The sequence below is a fragment of the Pasteurella canis genome, assembly GCF_900454865.1.
In the GTDB taxonomy this organism is placed as follows: domain Bacteria; phylum Pseudomonadota; class Gammaproteobacteria; order Enterobacterales; family Pasteurellaceae; genus Pasteurella; species Pasteurella canis.
The window spans coordinates 1,240,324-1,259,783 of the sequence record NZ_UGTV01000015.1 but is presented as its reverse complement, the minus strand read 5'-3'; the positions used below and the strand labels follow the sequence as shown (position 1 = coordinate 1,259,783).

Genomic DNA, 19,460 nt, shown 5'->3' with positions numbered 1-19,460 from the left:
CTCATATTAAGTCTCGATTTAAACTAACAAATGACTTTAATGGCTAATCCACCTTGTGATGTTTCACGATATTTTACATTCATATCTTTACCTGTTTCATACATAGTTTCGATTACTTTATCCAATGTAACTCTAGGACTAGTGGTGCGACGGAGCGCCATACGGCTTGCATTAATTGCTTTTACAGCCGCGATAGCATTGCGTTCAATACAAGGTACTTGTACTTGCCCACCTACTGGATCACAAGTTAAACCAAGATTATGTTCCATAGCGATTTCAGCTGCAATACATACCTGTTCTGGACTTCCTCCTAGAATTTCGGTTAATCCAGCTGCTGCCATGGAGCAGGCCACTCCTACTTCGCCTTGACAACCAACTTCTGCGCCAGAAATAGATGCATTCATTTTATAGAGAGAGCCTATGAAGCCACAAGTTAGTAAATAGCGCTCTGTAATTTCAGGTGTAATATCCGCAATAAATTTTTCATAATAAGCCAAGACCGCAGGGACAATGCCACAAGCACCATTAGTTGGAGCAGTAACTACTTGCCCGCCTGCCGCGTTTTCTTCATTCACTGCTAGAGCATACATATTAACCCAGTCAATAACACCCATTGGATCGTTAGATAAACTACTATTTGATTTTAGCATACGATATAAACCAGCTGCTCTACGTGGTACTTTTAATGGACCTGGTAGTAATCCTTCGGTTGTTAATCCACGTTCAATACAAGATTTCATGCTTTGCCAAATTTGTTGTAAATGGTGAGATAACGCTTCTTGACCATGTATAGCAATTTCATTTCTCATCACCGCACTAGAGAGAGTGAATCCGTTATCATCGCAATGTTTTAGCATATCAGCGGCATTATGATAGGGGAACGGAATTGAGTAGTCATGATTTTTAGGTTTATTAAAGCTTTCTTCATTCACAATAAAACCTCCCCCAATAGAGTAATAGGTCTGCTGGTATAGCATCGTATTGTATTGAGAAAATGCAGTAATACGCATGCCATTTTCATGCAAGGGGAGAAAAGTTTGGTGGAAGATTAAATCTTCATCCATATTAAATTGTACGACTTTTTGATTTTCAGCGATGGAGAGAAGTTCGGTTTGTTTGAGAGTAGAAATAAAAGTGGGAATTAAATTAGTATCAATATTATGAGGTAAATAACCTGCAAGCCCCATAATGATTGCAATATCTGTGTTATGCCCATGTCCAGTCATGGATAATGCACCATAGACATCCACTTGAATTTTAGCAATTTGCTCCAATTGATTTCTATTGATTAAGTCATCAATAAATTGCTTACCAGCTTTCATTGGTCCTACGGTATGTGAGCTTGAGGGGCCGATGCCAATTTTAAATATATCAAAAACACTAATCATAATATACTATATTTTTATTAATTAAAAAAAGAGGGCGTGTATTCTACACGGATTTACAAATTTTAAAATAGTTTATAAATGATTGCTGAAATAGTAAACAATCCAAGAATTGTAATAAATACATTAGATAAATGACCTCGATAACGTTGCATAGCATTGATTTTACGTATTGCATACATCGGCATAATAAATAAGATTGTTGCAATTACAGGACCACCAAAAGATTCGATTAACCCTAATATACTAGGATTTAGAATGGTAACGCTCCATAGCGTGAGAAAGAAGAAAAGTGCGGTTAGATAATTTAATTTTTTGTGGCTTAGATGTTTATGCGGCATGATCTTTTGTATTAAGCCGATTAAGCCCTCTTTTGCACCCAAATAATGCCCAAAGAAGGAACTTGTAATAGCAAGAAATGCGACTAGTGGACCTAAGTAGGAAATATAAGGGTTATGAAATTTGTTTGCGAGAAAAGATAGGATACTAATATTTTGGTTTTTAGCTTGACTAAGTTCAGTAGGCGTTAAACTTAATACACAGCTAAATACAAAAAACATAACAAAAATAAGTAATAGTGTTGAGGCCAACTTTAATGTATGGCTGGCATGTTTTTCTGTCGTGTCAGGATGATTGTATTGGCGTTGTTGAGATTGAGTAAAAGAAGAAATTGCTGGTGAATGATTAAAAGAAAACACTAATACAGGTAATGTAATCCATAATGTACTGAGACACTGATTCAATGTTGGTAATTCAGTTATCATCGCTATATTCCATTTCGGTATAAGATATATTGATAAAGCAAACAAAATAAATACAAGTGGATAAACAAGAAACTCTGTAATTTTAAGCATAGTTTTCTCGCTCAGTAGCATGACTCCAATTAATGAGGCAATCAGAATAAGAGAAAGTAATGCTCGGTTAGGCGGCATAACAGCCATTTGGTGAACAAGAAAAGTATCTACTGTATTTGTAATACCGTTACCATAGATTAATAATATTGGGAAAATTGCTAAAAAATAGAGAAAAGTGATGAGTTTTCCTGCTGATTTACCAAAATATTCTTCTACAACCTCAGTTATATTACTTCCCTTTTTTGAGGAGCAAAGGATGAAACGTGTCAGCCCCAAGTGCGCAAAGTAAGTCATAGGTCCAACAATAAGTGCTATGATAATAAGGGGCCAAAAGCCACTTTGACCAGCATTAATTGGGAGAAATAAGACTCCCGCGCCAACTGCTGTACCAAATAAATTGAGTGCCCAAAGGAGATTAAATTTGTTCCATTTTACATCAGACTTCTTTGTCATATACAACTCCATAGAAAATAGGAAAATAACCAGTAAGGACTTGTTAGTGAGTAGAGTGATATATAGTAAAGAGATTGAATAATAAATTCAAAAGGAGAGATGCGTTAAATGGAGAAAATATGATTTAGATCGTTTTTTTATATGCTGTTTGCTTAAAAAATAATAGATAAATAATGTAAAATTTAATTTAAACAGTATATTTCTCTATGGAATATGAGGTTGAATAGTGATTTATCATTTATTCAGCCTTTAATTTTAAGCACATTTTGCTAAACCTAAAGTGCCATCATCAATAGCTTCCCTTTTGACACCAATAATTTCAGCAATTTTTTCCCCTTGTTTGAAGAAGACAAAACCACCATATTCCATTTTTGTCCAGGTTTCGTCTTTAGTCAGTGGGAAAGTCGTGATAATCGTGACAAGATCGCCTTCTTTAGCATAGTCATTGAAATCAATAATCCCATCATCATCAACACGTTGGGCTTTACCAAAGGGTGCTTTTCGAGTCAGGTAATGGAGATTTGTTGAACAATGTGCAATCATCCACTCACCATTAGATAAGATAAAATTGAACGTACCGCCTGTCGAAATAGTATGTGTGATTTGTTGTAACGCATCAAATAACTCATCTTCTGTAGGCTTGATTTTAAAACGAGTTTTTAATTCACTTACCATGTAACAAAAAGCCGCCTCAGAATCTGTACTACCAATAGGTTGGTATAATGAATTGTTTAAATCAAATTTTGTAGTTAAGTTACCATTATGTGCAAATACCCAGTTTTGTCCCCATAACTCACGGATAAAAGGATGTGTATTTTCAATATTAACTTCGCCTTGTGTAGCTTTACGAATATGGGCAATAACATTGAGTGATTTAATATGATATTGTTTAACGCAATCTGCGATAGGAGAAGAGTGTGCCGCATTATTATCGCGAAAAACACGTACTCCTTTCCCTTCAAAAAATGCGATGCCAAATCCATCAGAATGACAATCTGTTAAGCCTGCTCTACGACGAAACCCCTCAAAAGAAAAAACAATATCCGTGGGTGTATTACAATTCATTCCTAATAATTGACACATAAAAACAATATCTAAAATAACCTTATAATTTGCACAGATTTAACACTATAATCTAAAAATTTTCAATATAAAAAATAAAAAGAAATTAGATAAAAAAGTTATAAGCTATAGTGAACTAATTACAGATTTAAGTTGGTACATTCGCCGATTTTATTGCCTGTTTTAATTGAATAAATGTCACAATCATTTGCAAAAGTGATATTACCTTGAAATTGAGATTTAATTACTTGTTCTGTCTGTGTTTTGACCTGTTCAGTACGTCGCATTAAATGGCTAAGTACGAGATTTTTTATATTACTATTATGTGCGATTCGAGCAATTTCAGATGGACGCATATGAAGTTTTTGTGCCACATTGTCTTGACTTGTTTCGGGTATCGCATTGTGTGCAATAAACAAATCGGCATCTTTTGTAATCAGATCTAAAGTACGACCTAGATTACTTGTATCACCTGAAAAAACAACTGAACAACCTGCTTTTTCAATCCGCCATGCAAGTGCAGGGAGTAGCCCATGTTCAGTCCCCACTGCTTTAATATCAAATCCATCAATAGTCGTATGAAAAATGGTTGGTTGTTGCTTATTGGCATCGACCGAAGTAGGTATGATTTGATAGCTTTCCTCACCAGTTAGAAAGTCAGCAAGATAAGCATAGGCTCCTTTTTCACCTAATAGGCGACTGAGAAAATCCACTGTATCTGGAATAAATTCATTGCCTGTTGGACCGTAAATGAGGAGATCTTGTTTTCGTTCAGAAAAAAAAGACGATTTAATAAGTGTAGGTAGATCGTTAATATGATCAACATGAAAATGAGTGACTAAAATAGCTTGTAAATCCTCTATTTTTGCGTTGGTTTGCGCAAAACGTTGTAATGCGCCTGAACCCAGATCAATGATAAACTTTGCTTGACCATTTTCACGTAGTAAATAACTTGCTGAAGCTCGGGGCTGTAGTGGTTGGCTTGATCTGAAAAGTGCGATTTCAGGTCCACCTGAGCCTAAAATTACAACATCTAAATTCGAATTTGTGCAACTTGTTCCCTGTGCAGTAAAAGCACACACTAATAAGAAAAGTGAAATCGCTTTTTTCCAATAGTACATCATGTTGTTTCACCTAAATATAATTCATTTTTAATTGAGGAGAAATATTATACAAAACTTTTATGAGAAATGACCGCACTTCCATTGATATTTCAAACTTTGGAAAACAACAATTTTGTTAAAGTGCGGTGAGTTTTTGAGAAGTTTATTTGGTCAAATAATCTAATACAACTTGGTGGTGATTTGAGGTTTTAAATTGAGTAAAAACTTGTTCTATTTTACCTTTTTCATCGATCAAAAAGCTGATGCGGTGAATACCATGATACGTTTTGCCTAAAAATGTCTTTTCTCCCCATACGCCAAATTGCTCTGCCACTTGATGATCTTGATCAGCAAGCAAAAGAAAATTAAGTGCCTTCTTATCAGTAAATTTAGCCAGTTTTTCAGGTGAGTCAGGGCTAATCCCTAAAATGACTACACCTAATTTTTCCAATTCTGTCTTACTATCACGTAAGCCGCAGGCTTGAGTATTACAACCTGGTGTAAGTGCCTTAGGATAGAAATAAATGAGCACTTTTTTACCAGCAAATTGTGCTAGAGAAATTGGCTCATTATATTGATTTAAAAGCGTGAATTGTGGTGCAGAAGCTCCAATTTGTAAGATTTTCATCAAAATCTCCCTATGAAAAATAAGTTTAGATAAAAAATTTCAAAAATGACTTGCAAATTAAGACTATTTTAGCGATCTTAAACTACAATTTACAAGCAAACTCAACAAAACAAACAATAGAATGAATATCATTCAAAATGAAAACTAGTTTCAAATTTATAAATATGCTCAGGAGGCGTTATGTTAGCAAATAATTATTTATTCTCAGGTAGCATTGTTGCAATTGTGACACCCATGGACAACTCTGGTGAGATTGACTTTGTAGCACTGAAAAATTTAGTCGAGCATCACATTAATGCGGGTACTGATGCGATTGTTTCGGTGGGGACGACAGGTGAGGCGGCTACATTAAGTATTGATGAGAATGTCAAAACAATTTTAAAAACAGTTGAATTTGCCGATGGGCGTATTCCGATTATTGCAGGTGCAGGCGCGAACGCGACAAGTGAAGCAATTGTAATGACAAAACTCTTAAATGATAGTGGTGTCGCGGGCTGCCTTTCTGTCGTACCTTATTACAATAAGCCAACACAAGAAGGAATGTATCAACATTTTAAAGCAATTGCAGAATGTACAGATTTACCTCAAATCCTATATAACGTCCCTGGACGTACTGGCAGCGATTTATTGCCTGAGACTGTAGGACGCTTATCACAAATTAAAAATATTGTTGGTATCAAAGAGGCAACAGGTGATTTAACTCGTGTTGCAAAGATTAAAGAACTTGCTGGAGAGGACTTTATTTTCTTAAGTGGTGATGATGCAACAGGTCTTGAATCAATGAAATTAGGTGGACAAGGTGTGATCTCTGTCACAAACAATGTTGCTGCAGCTGATATGGCAAAAATGTGTCATTTAGCATTAGCTGGTAAATTTGATGAGGCTGAAGTGATTAATCAACGTCTCATGGCGTTACATACAGATCTTTTTGTTGAATCTAATCCTATTCCTGTTAAATGGGCTGCATATCGTTTAGGCTTGATTGAAACACCAACCTTACGTTTGCCTTTAACTACATTAAGTGAATCTTTGCAACCTAAAGTTGAAAATGCATTGAAAATAGCGGGATTAATTTAATTCACCGATTAGTTTAGGGTCTGTATTATAAGACCCTAAACTTTTTTATCATTTCACTGTCAAAGTGCGGTAATTTAAAAATTAAAATGAAGGAAAAATTTTATGAAAAAGTGGTTATTCCCTTTTGCACTTATTACTACACTTGCAGCTTGTTCTGCAAGCAATGAAAGTAAACAACAAGCTAATGATACCTATCAAAATTCAGATGATGCACTACCTGCATTTATGCCTTTAGCTACTGGTGGTGTGAATTTACCGAAACAAGATACCACTTATCAACTTCCTCAGATTAAAGTAAAAAAAGCACAACACATTGATATCCGTCCACCTGAAAACCCATTAGCGATTATTCAAAACTCAATTGCTCAATTTGATGGTGAACGAGCACTTATTGCCTATCCTGAAGACAAACAACAAGTATATAGTCTAGTACAAGTTCAGCGTTTATTAAAAGAGCAAGGTGTAGAGTATAAGTTAGATGGTAATAAAATTATAACGGATTGGACAACAACTGGGCGGAGTGATGATATTGGCAAAACACAAATTCGTTATGAAATCGAGCAAGTCAGCTCAGGTGGTTATAGTGCACTCTTTATTTCCGTGTTACAAATGAAGCGTGATGATGTAATTTTTACTCCTAATATGGTAGATAAACAGCGTTATAGTTCAGATCGTTTAAATCAATTAGTCGGCGAATTAAATTCAGCCTATCAAAAACAAGAACAATCGTTGAGTAATACTAATTTAGCACCTATTCAATCGAGCTTTGCGACTGACAGTAACGGCCGAGAGGCTTTAGTGTTAGCAGCACCTTTTAATCAAGCTTGGGCAAAGCTAGGTCAAGTGTTGCCACAGCTTGAATTTAGTATTAAAGATGAAGTAGCTGGTCGTGGTTCTCGAGAATTAAGATACAGTCCTGTAGGGGCGAAAAGTTGGTGGTGGCCATTTGGTAGTTCAGAAACAAGCACTGGTTTAGATAAAGGGACTTATTTTATGCAGTTAAGTGCACTAGGAAAACAAAGTGCAGTTGTGATGACGGACGAAGATGGTAAAGCCCTTTCAGGTGCTCAAGCACAAGCAGTATATCAAGCTTTACAGAATGTCCTAGCGAGATAACAGCCAAAATGAGAATGCTCAATTTAAGCAATGAATGGTTTGTTCGCTTAAGTTATATTGTATTAATGGGAATTGGTTTTCCCATTATGCGCTATATGAGCATTCACTTCGATACACTAAATAACAACGCTGTCCGCTTTTTGTCAGGGGGCAGCGTTTTTATTTTAATCTGCATGTTAAAATTTAGAGCAGAGCTCAAACTTGTTTTACAAGACTATCGATATTTATTGAAATTATTGATATTAGCCTGTTTTATGACAGGGAATATGTATTTCTTTATTCATGGAATGAAACAGACTTCTGCTTTATCAGGAAGTGTTTTTGGTGTATTAGCCATGCCGTTATCAGTATTAATGGTAGCTATTTTTTATCCTGATGAACGGCAGAAAGTGACTAATGTAAAGTTCTTATTTGGCAGCGCTATTTTAATTATTGGCTCCTTACTTTTTGTCTTTTATGGTAAGCAAAGTGCGGTTGAGAATGACTTTATTTTAGGGGCGTTATTTCTCACGACAGCTATTTTTATTCAATCAATTCAAAATTTAGTGGTCAAAAATATTGCAGGCGGTTTAAATGTTATTATCATCAGTGCATTTACTGCGTTTTTGTCAGGCGTTATTTATTTAATTTGGGCATGGCAAAGTGAAGTGATTTTTAATTTAACTGATGTAAGTTTTGGTGCCTTAATTGGACTGAGCTTAGCGGGTGTCTATGGTATGATGACAGGGATGCTTATGTCATTTTTTATTATGAAAACACAAGGTATAGTCACTTTTAATATTATTCAACTACTTGTGCCACTTTCTACCGCAGTCGTTGGTTATATTACCCTAGATGAGGTAATCAGTTTATATCAAGGTGGAGGCGCATTATTAGTCATTTTAGGTTGTGTTTGTTGTCTAAGAGGTAAATTCAATTAGGCTGTTTTTTAGAATACGACTTAAAATAGTGTAACCTGTTGTTTAATCGCTTTTAAAATACAATAAATTGCCTTCGTAGTTTGCATTTTATTGTTTAATTTTATTCATCTAGAACACGTCGTTCTTTTAATATAGAGAAAGCAAATGAAAATTCAGCAAATGATTAAACAAAATCAATTGGGGTTGTTATTCCAACAAGGCTCATTTGGTTTAGAAAAAGAGAGTCAGCGTGTGTATGCAGATGGTTCCATCGTAACAACTGCACATCCAAGTTTGTTTGGTAATCGCTCTTATCATCCGTATATCCAGACAGATTTTGCTGAAAGCCAGCTAGAGCTAATTACCCCACCAAATAAAAAATTGGAAGATACGTATCGTTGGTTGTCTGCTATCCATGAGGTCGTGCAACGTTCGTTATCTGATGATGAATATATTTTCCCACTCAGTATGCCTGCTGGGCTACCAGCAGAACAGTACATTCAAGTTGCACAATTGGATAACCCTGAAGATGTTGCCTATCGCGAATATTTAGTCAAAGTATATGGCAAAAATAAACAAATGGTCAGCGGTATTCATTACAATTTCCAGCTTTCCCCTGAGTTAATTTCAACGTTATTTTCTTTACAGAATACTTATCAAAGTGCGGTTGATTTTCAGAATGATTTGTATCTGAAAATGGCGAAAAACTTTTTACGTTATCAATGGGTTTTATTATATCTATTCGCTGCGACACCCACTGTCGAGGGGAATTATTTTAGCGGTGTATCGCCCTTAAAAGCAGGTGAATATGTGCGTAGTTTACGCTCAAGTCGTTATGGTTATGTGAATGATCCTGAGATTAAAGTATCTTTTGATAGTGTCCAACAATATGTTGATACATTAGAGCATTGGGTCGCAAATGGTAAACTTATTGCAGAGAAAGAGTTTTATTCAAATGTCCGTTTGCGTGGTGCCAAAAAAGCGAGAGAATTATTGCAAAATGGCATTCAATATCTTGAATTTCGTTTGTTTGATCTGAATCCATTTGAAGCTTATGGTATTAGTTTGGCTGATGCAAAATTTATTCACTTATTTGCTTTATTAATGATTTGGTTGGAGGATACTGCAGATCAAGAGGCGGTCGAACTAGGGAAAGCACGTTTGGCAGAAGTTGCCTTTGAACATCCATTAGATAAAACAGCTTATGCTGAGGAAGGTGAGTTACTTTTATTAGAAATGCTTGCTATGCTTGAGCAAATTGGTGCACCAAGCGAGTTGAATTCCATTGTGAAAGAAAAACTGAGTCAGTTTGCAGATCCTACACAAACGATTGGTGGACGTTTGTTCTATGCGATTGAACAAGCAGGGGGATATCAGCAATTAGGTGCACAACTCGCACAACAATATAAAGCACAAGCCTTTGAACGTTTTTATGCGTTATCTGCTTTTGATAATATGGAATTGTCAACTCAAGCCTTACTATTTGATTTAATTCAAAAAGGTATTCAAACTGAAATTTTAGACGAACATGATCAGTTTTTATGTTTAAAACATGGTGAACATATTGAATATGTGAAAAATGGCAACATGACTTCACATGACAGTTATATTTCACCTTTGATTATGGAAAACAAAGTGGTGACAAAAAAAGTGCTACAGAAAGCAGGTTTTAATGTGCCACAAAGTCGAGAGTTTACATCTGTTGAACAGGCAGTTGCGAACTATGCATTATTTGAGCATCGAGCAGTCGTGATTAAACCTAAGTCGACAAATTATGGGCTAGGCATTACCATTTTCCAGCAAGGGGTACAAAACCGAGAGGATTTTACCAAAGCAGTCGAAATTGCCTTCCGTGAAGATAAAGAAATTATGGTCGAAGACTATTTGGTTGGCACAGAATATCGTTTCTTTGTGTTAGGTAATGAAACATTAGCCGTATTATTGCGTGTGCCTGCGAATGTGATTGGTGATGGCGAACATACCGTAGCTGAATTAGTCGCAATGAAAAATGAGCATCCATTACGTGGAGATGGCAGTCGAACACCATTGAAGAAAATTGCACTAGGCGAAATTGAGCAATTGCAGCTAAAAGAGCAAGGTTTAACAATCGACGCAATCCCTATGAAGGGGCAACGAGTACAACTACGTGCTAATTCAAATATCAGTACAGGAGGCGATTCTATTGATATGACTGATCAGATGCATGACAGTTATAAACAGATTGCAGTTGGGATTACACAAGCAATGGGCGCGGCAGTATGTGGTGTAGATTTAATTATTCCTGATTTAAATCAACCAGCACAACAGAACTTATCTTCTTGGGGGGTGATTGAAGCAAACTTTAATCCAATGATGATGATGCACATTTTCCCTTATGCAGGTAAATCTCGTCGTTTAACCCAACAAGTGATTAAAATGTTATTTCCAGAGCTTCAATAAGAAATATCATCACTAAAAAGCAGACAATATTGTCTGCTTTTTAATTGGTACTTTTTTAACTGAAGAGAGCTCAGCTAAATCTGATATTTTGTTTTATCACCGATATCAAAGTATAAAGGCATTTGCCATTTTCTGATGGCTAAAATCAAAAATAGGATAGCAATAATCACCGACATCACTTGTATGGCGAAGTTATTATTAAGTGGGATAATACACCAAAATAATGCAACAAAAAATGGCTGAATATTCAGAAACAGAATACGAAAGCAAAAGTATTCTTTGTAACATAATCCGCCTAATGTAAGCAGGGCACCACCTAAGGCGATATGTTCAAATCCGATTAGCTGACATAACAGCGCGACCCAAGTTGCCATCTGCAAAATTAGCCTAAAAGATTTCAGATAAATATGCAAACTTGAGGCACAACAAACTGCTGCTATTAAAAGCCCAATATGTGCGACTTGTGGGTGGTAAGGGTATATAAGTGTCATGATACCTGCTAAAACGAAGCCTGAGCGATATAAAATAACTGTTATGTAATCCCAAATATCCATAGGGGATTGAATGTGTGGATCTGCCATGTTTTATTCCTTTCCTGTTAAAAATTGAATTTGTCCTTGTTCATTTACAGATAAAATGGACGCTGTTTCTCCCCAGTCACCTAAGACAATACGCGTAAAGTGCGGTGGGATTTGGTGAATATTTTGTCGATGTGTATGCCCATGAATGATCGTATTCACATTGAATTGTTGAAATGTCTTTAAGACAAAATCAGCATTCACATCCATAATTTCAGTTGCTTTATACCGTTTATCCATCTGACTTTTCGCACGGATTTTTTCCGCAATTTTTAAGCGTAGGGTTAATGGTAAGCATAAAAATAACGTTTGCAGCCATTTTTGATGTACTTTTTTACGGTAACGTTGATAGGCTATATCATCAATACAAAGCGTATCACCATGGCAAAGTAAGATTTTTTGACCATATAAATCAATAAGTTGGTAAGTGGGTAAAAGCGTTAGACCACAATCTTGGGCAAACCGTTGACCAATTAAAAAATCACGATTGCCATGTTGAAAATAACATTTCACACCTTGTTGAGTTAAGCATTTAATCTGCGCTTTGACCTTGTTGATCAGCGGCGAACTCTCATCATCACCAATCCAAAAATCAAATAAATCGCCTAAAATATAAAGGGATTCTGCGTATGGTGCCTGATTCTGCATAAAATCACAAAAAAGCTTAGTTAAGTGCGGTCTGTTTTCGCTCAGATGTAAATCTGCAATAAAATAGGTTTTTCTCATTGGTTTTCTACCTGATTTTTTGTGTAGAGTAGCACATTTTTTATGTTGATTTGTACACATATTCCAGCAATTTCGCTATACTTAGCCAAATTTTTAAAGGAATAGACTTATGTTAAAACTACTTCGTGCCACTGTTGTCATTTTTTGTTGTATTTTAATTTGTATCTTCGGTTCAATTTATTCTTTCATCCGTTTTAAAAATCCAAGTAATGTCGGTATTATGGCTCGCTGGTTTGGGCGTCTTCACCCATTATTCGGATTAAAAGTTGAACATCGCTTTCCAGACAATGCAGAAAAAATCGGACGTTGTATTTATATTGGTAACCACCAAAATAATTATGATATGGTGACAATTTCGTATATGGTGATGCCACGTACAGTCAGCGTAGGTAAAAAAAGTTTAATCTGGGTTCCTTTTTTTGGTTTATTGTACTGGGTAACGGGCAATATTTTAATTGAACGTGAAAATCGAACGAAAGCACATGGTACCATGAATGAAGTGGCTCGCCGCATTAATGATGATAATTTATCTGTGTGGATGTTTCCTGAAGGAACACGTAGTCGTGGGCGTGGCTTGTTACCGTTTAAAACTGGTGCATTTCATGCGGCTATCGCTGCGGGGGTACCTATTGTGCCAGTTGTCTGTTCAACGACACATAATAAAATCGACTTAAACCGTTGGGACAATGGTAAAGTGATTTGTGAAATGTTAGCACCCATTGATATTTCTGGTTATGATAAAGATAATGTGCGTGAGTTAGCCGCATACTGTCATGAGTTAATGGCAAAACGCATTACTGAGCTTGATGCAGAAATTGCCCAACAGAGCTAATTTATTATGCCAGCACTTTCTCGCCGTCAGTTTTTCAAAAAAAGTTTTATTGCGACCGCACTTTCTACTTTGCCGCTCTCGCTTTGGGCAGCGACTCGCCAACCTTTATTTATCCCCCCTTTAATGGAAACTCGGCGTGGACGACCGATTTTTTTGACAATGCAAGCTGTTGACCATGCCTTAGAGTCTGGTAAAAATGTTGAGGTTTGGGGATTTAATGGTCAATACTTAGGACCGACAGTTAAAATTCGTCAAGGTGATTTTGCGAAAGTCAATTACCGTAACAATTTGTCACAAGCAGTTGCACTCAATATTCAAGGTATACAAGCGTCAGGTGAGTTACTTGGTGGAGTTGGGCGTGTTTTACAGCCTAAAGAAACATGGTCACCGATAATTCCTGTCACTCAATCTGCGGCAACCTGTTGGTATCATTCAGTCACTTTAGCGAATTCAGCTTACCAAACTTATCGTGGGTTAGTTGGGATGTGGATCATTGAAGATAACAAAAGTCGTCAGTCTCCGTTACCGCAAAAATACGGCGTAAATGATATCCCTCTGATTTTGCAAGATATGCGATTGAATAGTAATGGATTACAGTTATTTCAACAAAATGATCATAGCTTTTTAGGTAATCGCTTATTTGTAAATGGACAAGAAGCACCTTATTTAACTGTGCCTCGAGGTTGGGTTCGTTTGCGTTTAGTGAATGCTTCGCTTTCACGAAGCTACGAATTACGCTGTGATGATGAGCGTGATCTGCATTTAATTGCACAAGACCAAGGTTTCTTACCACAAGCTAAACAACTCAAATCCATTTTGTTGGCACCAAGTGAACGTATTGAGATTTTAATTGATTTAAATGAGGGCGATAATGTGAGTCTCATTGCGGGTGAAAAACGGCATTTTATGCATAAATTTACCGCACTTTTTGCCAGTGATGATGAATTGATTGAAAATACGGTATTAGAATTACGCCCTGAAGGACTGGCTTCTGTATTTTCTCAGCAAACTGTCACTCAGTTTAATACTGATGCTGTGACACATTTATCTGCTCAAATTGTTCAAGAACGTCATTTTCACTTCGATGTGACTACTGGCACAATAAATGATAAATACTTTGATCCAAGGCGTGTCACTACTGCTAAATTAGGCAGCACAGAACGTTGGATTTTAACCGCAACTCAACCAATGGGGTTTCGTATTCAAGGGGCTAAGTTTGTATTAGAAAAACTTGATGATAAGCCATTGGAATTAAATGAAATCGCATGGAAAGACAGTATTTGGATTGCAGGTAAAGTACAACTCTTAGTTAAATTCGATAATGTGTCTTCAAATAATCATCCATTTATTTTTGGCTCTTCCAACTTAATGTTAGCAGATAAAGGTTGTATACGCTTATTAGTCGTACAATAGATTTGATAAAAAAGAAAACCGTTTTAAGTAAGTTTAAAACGGTTTTTTCATTTTAACTAAGTTTAAGTTAGTTCAGCTTAGTCTTGTAAAGGCCCACTGTTAAACATAGGCAGTCCCATCACTTTTAAACTATCGCGATAAATCCCAAGCAAATCTTTAGTTGAGATTTTTTGTAGTTCTTCCAATGGTTTATCTAATGAAGCAACAGTTGTCATTGTGAGCTGTTGAGGGCCAGATTCCCACAAGGCAATTTCAAATAGTGCTTGCCCACGACGCACATGGCTACCTGAACTGATTAACACCGCTTGTTTAATGTTGTGTTTGGCCAAAGCATAGCGAGAGAATAAGGCGTTTTCGACCGTTGATCTCGCATAGTCATCAGCATAAATTCGGTTTGCATTAACTCCTTTCTCAATCAGCCATTGCTTCATTAATTTGCCTTCTGTTTGGTTATTTTTTGGCACTCCACCAGTCACAATAATTAACGCATGAGGATTTTGATTGGCAATTTCTAGTGTTTTTTCAAGGCGCTCAACTAGAATTTTATTCATACTACCATCTAATTCGAGTGCATAACCTAAAGTAATAATCGCAGAGTTGTCAGGTAGTTTCTCTTTTAAATGATCGGTGATTGGTGCAGAAGCAACTTTATCAATGGTTTTAAATACTTTTTCTAATAACGCATATTTTTCAGGTGCTAGTTGTTTAAGTTTATTTGCATAACTGGTGTATTTCTCTTGCTTGCCTTTAAAGCGATTCCAAGCAGTTAAATAAATATGTGCTTTAACATCTTCTGGCGCAACTGTTAAAACTTTCTCATATAATTCAATGGCCTTGTCAACATTACCATTGTAAATATTTGAATTAGCCGCACCAAATAAGAAATCTACTCGATAAGGCTCTAATTCATAAGCTTGCAATAATAAATCCGCAATACGCTCCATATTACTTGGTAATTTTGCGGTAAAACCTGCGTTAGACACTCGAGCAGGAGAGTTTTGGATTTTTACCGCTTGTTCTAAAAGCTCATCGACAACTTGGCGTTGAGTAAGAAGTTGCTGATAGTCTAACTGAGGTTGTAACGTTTGTACTTCAGTTGCACTGATCGCAGAATTGGCGATTACAGCAGAGAGTGTTGTAACCAAGAAAAGCTTAAGTGATTTTTTCATAACGTTCTCCTAATTGAGTTAAAGACATAAAAGATCATGTTAAACAAAAATAGATTTTGTCATGTGCTTAAGGGGCTTTCTTTAAAAATAAACGTATCACAATCATGGCATACATCATACTTGGTAAAGCAAACATTGCTGCGTAGAACAATATTGCTAAACTTTGTTCCCATAACGAAAAGACTTGCGTTTCTTGTAACGGATCATAGGCAATCAAAAAAGAAAGTGTTATTAAAGTATAAAAGAAACTAATGACACCAGAAAAAAAGGCAATTTGAACAAGGTTACGTTGGTGGTATTGATAACGGATACAAACAAGAGAAAATAAAAAAGCAGGTATTGTTGTGAGAAGGAAGACATAACCTAAATTGGTTGCATCAAATGCATTAAAGAATGGCAAAAATAATGAAAAAAGACACTGCGTTAAAAGAGGAAAAATGAGAAGTGTTTTTTTATTTGCCATAAGTTTTGTCCCTTGTGTAACGGAAGTAGTGCGCACTAACAATGTCAACACGCACTACGAGGTCCTTTATTAGCGTTTTGATTTCTTAATAAATTTCATTAAACGCTTACGTTTACGTAATTGATTTGGCGTGAGCTTATTACGTTTACCTGCAAATGGGTTATTACCTTCTTGGAATAATAAACGAATTGGCGAACCAATAATTTTTAAGCTGCGACGATAATAGTTTGATAAATAACGTTTATAAGAATCAGGTAATTTATCCATTTGGTTACCATGAACGACAATAATTGGTGGATTATAACCACCTGGATGCGCATATTTTAATTTAATACGACGGCCGCTCATCATTGGTGGTTGATGTTCGTCCGTTGCCATTTGCAAAATACGGGTCAACATTGAAGTAGTCATTTTTTGTGTTGCACAAGCGTAAGCCTCTTTAATTGAATCAAATAAGTTACCAACGCCACTACCATGTAGTGCTGAGATGAAATGAACACGCGCAAAATCAATAAAGTCTAAACGACGATCAAGTTCAGATTTCACTTGATCTTTAATATCTTGATTTAAGCCATCCCATTTATTGACCACAATAACTAACGAGCGACCCGCATTTAGAATAAAGCCCAGTAACGAAAGATCTTGATCTGAAACGCCTTCACGGGCATCAATTGTTAATAATACAACATTGGCATCTTGGATAGCTTGTAAGGTTTTGATGACCGAAAATTTCTCTACTGCTAAATGCACTTTACCACGCTTACGTACGCCTGCCGTATCAATAATCGTATATTGTTGCCCATCACGTTCCATCGGAATATAAATACTATCTCTAGTTGTGCCAGGCAAATCATAAACAACAACACGATCTTCGCCTAAAATACGATTGGTTAGAGTAGATTTACCTACATTTGGGCGTCCAACGATAGCAATCTTAATATTTTTATCTTGTGCTTCGACTTCTTCCGCAAGGGCATCATCTAAAAGTGCGGTATCTTCTTCGTTAGAAAAGTCAAAATCTTGATCCCATTCGTCTTGTTCATCATCTTGAGAAACTTCTGAATTTTCTACCGCACTTTGCTCGTCCAATTCTGTATTCATTCTTTCTGCAATGGGGGCAAGCACTTGTTCCATCAAAGCAGAAACACCGCGTCCTTGCGAAGCTGCAATTTGTTCTACTTCGCCTAAACCTAATTGATAAAATTCAGCACAATGGGAATCCGCATCAATACCATCGGTTTTATTCGCGACGACAACCGTGATTTTATGTTGGCGTTGGCGTAAGTAGTTGGCGATACCAATATCGGCTGAAGTTAAGCCTGCTCGTGCATCCACTAAAAATAAGACGACATCGGCTTCTTCAATGGCAAGCAACGATTGCTCCGCCATTTTTTCTTCCACACCTTCTTCTGTACCATCAATACCGCCAGTATCAATAACAATAAAATCATAACCAGCAATATTTGCCTGACCATATTTACGATCACGAGTTAAGCCTGGGAAATCCGCTACCAACGCATCACGGGTACGTGTTAAACGATTAAATAATGTTGATTTCCCGACATTAGGGCGACCAACAAGAGCAACTACAGGCGTTGTCATAAAAACCTCTTATTCAGAATTTCTGCCTATGGATTCATAGCGCAGTTAAAAATCAAACTATTATAGCGGATTCTGTGAAAGATGAGAAATGGACAAGTAGGGGCAGATGGGATTATAGGGAAATAATTTTAGAATACTTGAGAATAAAGCGATCAAATAATAAAAAGTGCGATTTTTTAACCGCACTTTTATCTTGAAAGGAATGTATTTAAATGGTTGATTTACGTGTAAAACCAATATAAATACAGAAAATAAATCCAGCAAGCAGTGCATAAGGCGTGTAATTTGAAATGCCCGCGCCAGATGCTGCTAGAGTGAGATTGTGTGCTGTAGCTGCACCAAGCAACATTCCGATGATAAAGAATGTCGCGTCATTATTCCCTTCCCCAACGTGAACTAATTGTTTACCTGGGCAGCCACCACCTAAAGAGAAGCATAATCCACATAATGACATTCCCAAGAAATTCCATAAGTATTGGTTATGTGCGATAGGTTGTTTTTCAAAACCTAAATTGAATTGACCTAATAATGCATTGGTGATCATCGAAAACAGAACAATTGCAATGACGCCATTTAATAATGAGTTATCTCGGAACAAAATAAAGTTACGGAACGCGCCGATAGAGCAGAAGCGAGAACGTTGCATTAATACACCAATAAGCCCCCCCGAAGCAAGTGATAACCAAATATTTGCATGTTGTGAACCAGGGCCTTTTTCTGAGAAGAAAATGGGTAAACCTTCCCCGAAACTAAATCGAGTAATCAAGAAAACGAGCAAAATTATGCTCACTGCGATTGCTATAAAGCTCGTGTATTTATTTTGTTCAATTGCTTTTCCTAAAGAAAAATCACGCTTTGCAAAAAAGATTCCACCTAATACACCAACGAATAAACCAGCAATACCAGCAATGCTTGTTAAATCACCACCACCTAAGCGGAGATATGCACGCCAGGGGCAACCTAAAAAGGTTAATGCACCAAGCATAGAAAAAAAGCCTAGAATCATGCGAATGAAAGGGCTTGAGCCACCACGAGGACGAAACTCTTTGCTAAATAATGCGCTGATTAAAGCACCTAAAATCAACCCAATGATTTCTGGGCGAATATATTGTAGTGGAGTAGCTTGATGTAGGCCAACAGCACCAGCAGTGTCACGTAAGAAACAAGCTGCGCAAAAGCCCATATTACCAGGATTGCCATTATAGGTTAGAAGTGGAGCAACGATACCAAGTGCAGCACCTGCAACCACAGGCCAAGAAATAATTTTCATAATTAGACCTTTGTGATATCTGAAGTTGAATTAAATTGTGAATGTTTTTAATTAATTAAAAACGAATAGATTGTATGAAATGCGGACACAATATGCAAAGTGAATTTGTAATTATTTTTCACACGAACAAAGAATGGTCAGATAAAGGGAAAATATTGATTTTGAAAAACAAAAAGCCACTTTAAAAAGTGGCTCTCTTTAAGAATTCATTGGCGGAACGGACGGGACTCGAACCCGCGACCCCCTGCGTGACAGGCAGGTATTCTAACCAGCTGAACTACCGCTCCGTAGTAGAATAAAATTGGCGGAATGGACGGGACTCGAACCCGCGACCCCCTGCGTGACAGGCAGGTATTCTAACCAGCTGAACTACCACTCCGCACAGGTGAGG

17 protein-coding genes and 2 tRNA genes are annotated in these 19,460 nt (G+C 36.7%); 6 read left to right on the top strand and 13 right to left on the bottom strand.

Going from position 1 to position 19,460, the window contains the following annotated elements; translation table 11 throughout:
- Positions 1–23: 23 nt before the first annotated feature.
- The 5 genes from DYE19_RS06520 to bcp form a co-directional block, all read right to left on the bottom strand.
- Positions 24–1,388: an L-serine ammonia-lyase gene (locus DYE19_RS06520; RefSeq protein ID WP_115323031.1), complete on the bottom strand. Its 1,365-nt coding sequence runs from the start codon at positions 1,386–1,388 to the stop codon at positions 24–26.
- A gap of 62 nt (positions 1,389–1,450) precedes the next feature.
- Positions 1,451–2,692, bottom strand: a complete 1,242-nt coding sequence (locus DYE19_RS06515; protein WP_115323030.1) for a serine/threonine transporter — start codon at positions 2,690–2,692, stop codon at positions 1,451–1,453.
- 255 nt (positions 2,693–2,947) lie between these two features.
- A complete protein-coding gene (locus DYE19_RS06510) occupies positions 2,948–3,775 on the bottom strand; it encodes a class II glutamine amidotransferase (protein WP_049216233.1) in 828 nt (275 codons plus the stop codon).
- Between the two features lie 119 nt (positions 3,776–3,894).
- On the bottom strand, positions 3,895–4,878 hold the full coding sequence (locus DYE19_RS06505) for an MBL fold metallo-hydrolase (RefSeq protein WP_115323029.1): 984 nt from the start codon (positions 4,876–4,878) through the stop codon (positions 3,895–3,897).
- A gap of 142 nt (positions 4,879–5,020) precedes the next feature.
- Positions 5,021–5,485, bottom strand: a complete 465-nt coding sequence (bcp, locus tag DYE19_RS06500) for a thioredoxin-dependent thiol peroxidase (RefSeq protein WP_049216231.1) — start codon at positions 5,483–5,485, stop codon at positions 5,021–5,023.
- Between the two features lie 180 nt (positions 5,486–5,665).
- Between bcp and dapA the strand changes: the two genes are divergently transcribed.
- The 4 genes from dapA (at position 5,666) to gshAB (ending at position 11,016) form a co-directional block, all read left to right on the top strand.
- Positions 5,666–6,562 (top strand): 4-hydroxy-tetrahydrodipicolinate synthase, encoded by an 897-nt coding sequence (dapA, locus tag DYE19_RS06495; protein WP_115323028.1) that lies wholly within the window; start codon positions 5,666–5,668, stop codon positions 6,560–6,562.
- Positions 6,563–6,664: 102 nt separating this feature from the next.
- Positions 6,665–7,678, top strand: coding sequence for an NlpB/DapX family lipoprotein (gene bamC / locus DYE19_RS06490; RefSeq protein ID WP_115323027.1), 1,014 nt, complete (start codon positions 6,665–6,667; stop codon positions 7,676–7,678).
- Positions 7,679–7,686: 8 nt separating this feature from the next.
- Positions 7,687–8,598, top strand: coding sequence for a DMT family transporter (locus DYE19_RS06485; RefSeq protein ID WP_115323026.1), 912 nt, complete (start codon positions 7,687–7,689; stop codon positions 8,596–8,598).
- Between the two features lie 144 nt (positions 8,599–8,742).
- Positions 8,743–11,016, top strand: a complete 2,274-nt coding sequence (gene gshAB / locus DYE19_RS06480; RefSeq protein WP_115323025.1) for a bifunctional glutamate--cysteine ligase GshA/glutathione synthetase GshB — start codon at positions 8,743–8,745, stop codon at positions 11,014–11,016.
- A gap of 74 nt (positions 11,017–11,090) precedes the next feature.
- Here gshAB and DYE19_RS06475 read toward each other — a convergent pair whose 3' ends face one another.
- Positions 11,091–11,597, bottom strand: a complete 507-nt coding sequence (locus DYE19_RS06475) for a DUF2301 domain-containing membrane protein (RefSeq protein ID WP_115323024.1) — start codon at positions 11,595–11,597, stop codon at positions 11,091–11,093.
- 3 nt (positions 11,598–11,600) lie between these two features.
- Positions 11,601–12,320, bottom strand: coding sequence for a UDP-2,3-diacylglucosamine diphosphatase (lpxH, locus tag DYE19_RS06470; protein WP_115323023.1), 720 nt, complete (start codon positions 12,318–12,320; stop codon positions 11,601–11,603).
- 109 nt (positions 12,321–12,429) lie between these two features.
- On the opposite strand from lpxH, the gene DYE19_RS06465 reads away from it, so the two are divergent.
- A complete protein-coding gene (locus DYE19_RS06465) occupies positions 12,430–13,152 on the top strand; it encodes a 1-acylglycerol-3-phosphate O-acyltransferase (protein WP_115323022.1) in 723 nt (240 codons plus the stop codon).
- Between the two features lie 6 nt (positions 13,153–13,158).
- The gene (locus DYE19_RS06460) at positions 13,159–14,565 is read left to right on the top strand and encodes a multicopper oxidase domain-containing protein (RefSeq protein WP_115323021.1); all 1,407 of its coding nucleotides are present in this window, start codon (positions 13,159–13,161) and stop codon (positions 14,563–14,565) included.
- A 77-nt stretch (positions 14,566–14,642) separates the two neighbouring features.
- On the opposite strand, the gene DYE19_RS06455 is transcribed toward DYE19_RS06460, so the two are convergent.
- The 6 genes from DYE19_RS06455 to DYE19_RS06430 all read right to left on the bottom strand — a co-directional run bounded on the left by DYE19_RS06455 (position 14,643) and on the right by DYE19_RS06430 (position 19,448).
- On the bottom strand, positions 14,643–15,734 hold the full coding sequence (locus DYE19_RS06455) for a YdcF family protein (RefSeq protein ID WP_115323020.1): 1,092 nt from the start codon (positions 15,732–15,734) through the stop codon (positions 14,643–14,645).
- Positions 15,735–15,801: 67 nt separating this feature from the next.
- A complete protein-coding gene (locus DYE19_RS06450) occupies positions 15,802–16,197 on the bottom strand; it encodes an HI_0559 family membrane protein (RefSeq protein WP_115323019.1) in 396 nt (131 codons plus the stop codon).
- A 69-nt stretch (positions 16,198–16,266) separates the two neighbouring features.
- Positions 16,267–17,799, bottom strand: coding sequence for a ribosome biogenesis GTPase Der (der, locus tag DYE19_RS06445; RefSeq protein ID WP_115323018.1), 1,533 nt, complete (start codon positions 17,797–17,799; stop codon positions 16,267–16,269).
- 208 nt (positions 17,800–18,007) lie between these two features.
- On the bottom strand, positions 18,008–19,069 hold the full coding sequence (gene yedE / locus DYE19_RS06440; protein WP_115323017.1) for a YedE family putative selenium transporter: 1,062 nt from the start codon (positions 19,067–19,069) through the stop codon (positions 18,008–18,010).
- 210 nt (positions 19,070–19,279) lie between these two features.
- Positions 19,280–19,356, bottom strand: a tRNA-Asp gene (locus tag DYE19_RS06435).
- 15 nt (positions 19,357–19,371) lie between these two features.
- Positions 19,372–19,448: transfer RNA gene (locus tag DYE19_RS06430), tRNA-Asp, on the bottom strand.
- Positions 19,449–19,460 lie beyond the last annotated feature (12 nt).

What these genes read in the sequence shown, in the direction of transcription:
- bcp (WP_049216231.1), bottom strand. Translation starts at nt 5,485, where the DNA reads ATGAAAATCTTACAAATTGGAGCTTCTGCACCACAATTCACGCTTTTA.
- DYE19_RS06515 (WP_115323030.1), bottom strand. Translation starts at nt 2,692, where the DNA reads ATGACAAAGAAGTCTGATGTAAAATGGAACAAATTTAATCTCCTTTGG.
- lpxH (WP_115323023.1), bottom strand. Translation starts at nt 12,320, where the DNA reads ATGAGAAAAACCTATTTTATTGCAGATTTACATCTGAGCGAAAACAGA.
- DYE19_RS06485 (WP_115323026.1), top strand. Translation starts at nt 7,687, where the DNA reads ATGAGAATGCTCAATTTAAGCAATGAATGGTTTGTTCGCTTAAGTTAT.
- gshAB (WP_115323025.1), top strand. Translation starts at nt 8,743, where the DNA reads ATGAAAATTCAGCAAATGATTAAACAAAATCAATTGGGGTTGTTATTC.
- DYE19_RS06505 (WP_115323029.1), bottom strand. Translation starts at nt 4,878, where the DNA reads ATGATGTACTATTGGAAAAAAGCGATTTCACTTTTCTTATTAGTGTGT.
- DYE19_RS06455 (WP_115323020.1), bottom strand. Translation starts at nt 15,734, where the DNA reads ATGAAAAAATCACTTAAGCTTTTCTTGGTTACAACACTCTCTGCTGTA.
- der (WP_115323018.1), bottom strand. Translation starts at nt 17,799, where the DNA reads ATGACAACGCCTGTAGTTGCTCTTGTTGGTCGCCCTAATGTCGGGAAA.
- DYE19_RS06520 (WP_115323031.1), bottom strand. Translation starts at nt 1,388, where the DNA reads ATGATTAGTGTTTTTGATATATTTAAAATTGGCATCGGCCCCTCAAGC.
- DYE19_RS06450 (WP_115323019.1), bottom strand. Translation starts at nt 16,197, where the DNA reads ATGGCAAATAAAAAAACACTTCTCATTTTTCCTCTTTTAACGCAGTGT.
- yedE (WP_115323017.1), bottom strand. Translation starts at nt 19,069, where the DNA reads ATGAAAATTATTTCTTGGCCTGTGGTTGCAGGTGCTGCACTTGGTATC.
- bamC (WP_115323027.1), top strand. Translation starts at nt 6,665, where the DNA reads ATGAAAAAGTGGTTATTCCCTTTTGCACTTATTACTACACTTGCAGCT.
- dapA (WP_115323028.1), top strand. Translation starts at nt 5,666, where the DNA reads ATGTTAGCAAATAATTATTTATTCTCAGGTAGCATTGTTGCAATTGTG.
- DYE19_RS06460 (WP_115323021.1), top strand. Translation starts at nt 13,159, where the DNA reads ATGCCAGCACTTTCTCGCCGTCAGTTTTTCAAAAAAAGTTTTATTGCG.
- DYE19_RS06465 (WP_115323022.1), top strand. Translation starts at nt 12,430, where the DNA reads ATGTTAAAACTACTTCGTGCCACTGTTGTCATTTTTTGTTGTATTTTA.
- DYE19_RS06475 (WP_115323024.1), bottom strand. Translation starts at nt 11,597, where the DNA reads ATGGCAGATCCACACATTCAATCCCCTATGGATATTTGGGATTACATA.
- DYE19_RS06510 (WP_049216233.1), bottom strand. Translation starts at nt 3,775, where the DNA reads ATGTGTCAATTATTAGGAATGAATTGTAATACACCCACGGATATTGTT.